The organism is Cellulomonas pasadenensis, from assembly GCF_047229365.1.
Taxonomy (GTDB): domain Bacteria; phylum Actinomycetota; class Actinomycetes; order Actinomycetales; family Cellulomonadaceae; genus Cellulomonas.
Map to the genome: position 1 here is coordinate 1 of NZ_JBFTEP010000228.1, position 3,103 is coordinate 3,103.

Below are 3,103 nucleotides of genomic sequence, written 5' to 3' on the forward strand. Positions count from 1 at the left end.
TACGAGTGCGGTTTATGTGTCTGGTGGGCTGGTATTTGTTTATAAGTGCCAGGGCGGGCGCTGCGGGGAGCCGGTGCGTCGCGGCGCGCCGTCCGCACCGACGACGCGTGCGTCCGACGCCTCCGGGCGCGCGCGGCCGCCCGACGGGCTGAAGCTCGGCGGCGGGGTGTCGTCCGACCGGTCGCGGGGTGCCACGGCGCCTCAGCAGCTCGACGTGACGTCGGCGGCGGTGAACGCCTCCCGACCGGGCGTCTTCGTGGGCGTCGGCTCGGGCGCGGCGACGGGCGCCTCACCGGTCCCGGCGTCCGCGGGGGCGGCGGGAGCGGCCGGGTCGGCGGGTGCGCCGGCCTGCGGCGGGGCGGTCGTCGGCGTCGGCTCGGGCGTCGGTGCGCCGAGCATCGGCACGTCGGAGGCGATGTTGGCCCACAGCTCGTCGGCCGCCGCCGTCCACTCCACGCGGTTCGGGTCGGTGCGCGCGGGTGCCCACGGCACCGTCGTCAGCACGATGTTCGCGCGGTCGATGCTGCGCAGGCTGAAGGCGAGGCCCGTGAGGTCACCCATGGTCACGTCGGTCGTGAGGGACTGCGTCGCGGCGCTGAGGAACTGCAGCAGCTGCGGCGCGTCGGTGAGCACGTTCTTCGACAGCACCTCGTTGGCGAGGTTCGCGATGAGCTGCTGCTGGCGGCCGGCGCGCATGATGTCGGACCCGTCGAGGCCCGTGCCGTGCCGGGCCCGCGCGTACTGCAGGGCCGTGACGCCGTCGAGGCGGTGCAGGCCCGCGGTGATGTCGAGGCCCGTGTACTTGTCCTTGATGTCGTTCTCGATGCACATCTCGACGCCGCCGACGGCGTTGATCATGCTCTGGAACCCGGCGAAGTCGACGACCACGAAGTGCGTGAGCGGCACACCGGTGTTCTGGACCACCGTGCTCCACGTGCAGGCCGCGGCGGAGGCGATGTCGCCGCCGTTGTCGTACCCGACCGCGAAGGCGTCGTTGAACATGCCCTTGCGGGCCTTCGTCGTGGTGCCGTCCGACATGGTGCACGTCGGGATGTCGACGAGGGAGTCGCGCGGGATCGACACGAGCTCGACGCGGGTGCGGTCCGCGGACACGTGCATGAGGATCGTCGTGTCCGACCGCATCCCGGCGACCGCCCCGCCGATCGCCTCGTTCTCGCCGTCGCGCTGGTCGGACCCGAGGATGAGGACGTTGACGGGCTCGCCGGCACGTGCGTCCGTGGGGTCGGGCGGCTCGGTCGGCGTCGGGGCCGCCGCCACGAGGCCGTCGAGGCTCACGGTGTCGACGTTGCTGTTCAGCCGCGCCGCGACCGCCACGCCGCCGGCGGCGCCGAAGACGAGGACGGTCGTCACCGCGAGCGCGACGCCGCGCAGCACGCCGTGCGAGCGGAGGTCGCGTGCGTGCCGGGGCGCACGACGGCGTCGAGGAGCGGCGTGGCGGGAGGTCACGTGTCAGATGGTAGGAGCGCGCCCGCACCGAGCGGGGGAGCCGGGGCAGCGGCGCCGTGAATGATCTGTGCAGATGCCGGGACGACCGCCTCCCGCGCCGGGGCGCGGGCGGCGGTCCGGCTCGTCGACCGGGTCAGCGGCCCAGGACGGCGTACCTCGCCTCGGTGGCGTCCTTCTGCGGCCGCCACCACGCCTCGTGCGCGCGGTACCAGTCGATGGTCGCCGCCAGGCCGTCGCGGAACGTGGTGTACCGCGGCTCCCAGCCGAGCTCGGTGCGCAGCTTCGTCGCGTCGATCGCGTAGCGCAGGTCGTGGCCCGGGCGGTCGTTGACGTGGTCGTAGGCGTCGGACGGCTGACCCATGAGCTCGAGGATGAGCTCGATGACGGTCTTGTTGTCCTTCTCGCCGTCGGCACCGATGAGGTAGGTCTCGCCGAGGCGGCCCTTCTCGATGATCGACCACACCGCGCTGTTGTGGTCCTCGACGTGGATCCAGTCGCGGACGTTCTCGCCCGTGCCGTAGAGCTTGGGCCGCACGCCGTCGATCACGTTGGTGATCTGGCGCGGGATGAACTTCTCGACGTGCTGGAACGGCCCGTAGTTGTTCGAGCAGTTCGAGATCGTCGCGCGCACGCCGAAGCTGCGCGCCCACGCGCGGACCAGGAGGTCCGACGACGCCTTGGTCGACGAGTACGGGCTCGACGGGTTGTAGGGCGTGTCCGGCGTGAACTTCGCCGGGTCGTCGAGCTCCAGGTCGCCGTAGACCTCGTCCGTCGAGATGTGGTGGAAGCGCACGTCGTGGCGGCGGACCGCCTCGAGGAGCTGGTACGTGCCGATGACGTTGGTGCGGACGAACGGCCACGGGTCGTGCAGCGAGTTGTCGTTGTGCGACTCGGCGGCGAAGTGGACGACGAGGTCGACGTCCTTCACCAGGCTGTCGACGACGTCCGGGTCGGCGATGTCGCCCTTGGCGAGGACCACCTTGCCGTCGACGGGGTCGAGGCTGCGCTCGTCGCCCGCGTACGTCAGCGCGTCCAGCACGGTGACGTGCACGTCGGGACGCTCCCGGACCGTCTGGTGCACGAAGTTGGCGCCGATGAAGCCGGCGCCGCCGGTGACGAGCATGCGCATGGGGGGATTCCTCCGGGTCGGTGGTCGACCAGCAAGCCTAGCCTGCGCCGCCCGGGCGCGACGGCGCGTCCCCGCCCGCCGGTCCGCGCGCGCGGGCGGCCCGCGTCCGTGGACGGCCGGGGTCCTTGACCCCGGGGGCGCCCGCTGGTCCACTCGCCTGCGGGAGACCGCGGGGTGCAGCGGTCTGCGACGAGGGGGTGCATGGTGCGACGGTGGAGCGGGACGGCCGGCCTGGTGGCGGCGTCCGCGGCGATGGCGCTGGTGGTCGGCCCGGGTGCGGGGGCCGCGGCGGGTGCGCCCGCGCATGCGCGTCCCGGTGCGACGGGTGCGACGGTGACGGGTGCGGCCGCGACGGCGGCGGGCGCCGTGGTCGCCGCACCGGACGCGCCGCCCGCGGACGAGCTCGTCGTCGACGAGCTCCCCGTCGAGGTGGCCGCGCCCGCGCAGGCGTCCGCCGCGCCGGACGCGGCGTCCCCGGCCCCGGACGCGCGCCGCACCGCCCCGGAG

2 protein-coding genes and 1 pseudogene are annotated in these 3,103 nt (G+C 73.5%); 1 reads left to right on the forward strand and 2 read right to left on the reverse strand.

The window, feature by feature from the left end:
- Window positions 1-201: 201 nt before the first annotated feature.
- Together AB6N23_RS17905 and rfbB are read right to left on the reverse strand one after the other, a co-directional pair.
- Complete coding sequence (locus AB6N23_RS17905; RefSeq protein WP_412867320.1) at window positions 202-1,467, reverse strand: LCP family protein; 1,266 nt, start codon at window positions 1,465-1,467, stop codon at window positions 202-204.
- 133 nt (window positions 1,468-1,600) lie between these two features.
- The gene (rfbB, locus tag AB6N23_RS17910; protein WP_412867321.1) at window positions 1,601-2,596 is read right to left on the reverse strand and encodes a dTDP-glucose 4,6-dehydratase; all 996 of its coding nucleotides are present in this window, start codon (window positions 2,594-2,596) and stop codon (window positions 1,601-1,603) included.
- Between the two features lie 201 nt (window positions 2,597-2,797).
- Between rfbB and AB6N23_RS17915 the strand changes: the two are divergent.
- Window positions 2,798-3,103: pseudogene (locus AB6N23_RS17915) on the forward strand (hypothetical protein); the annotation flags it as partial.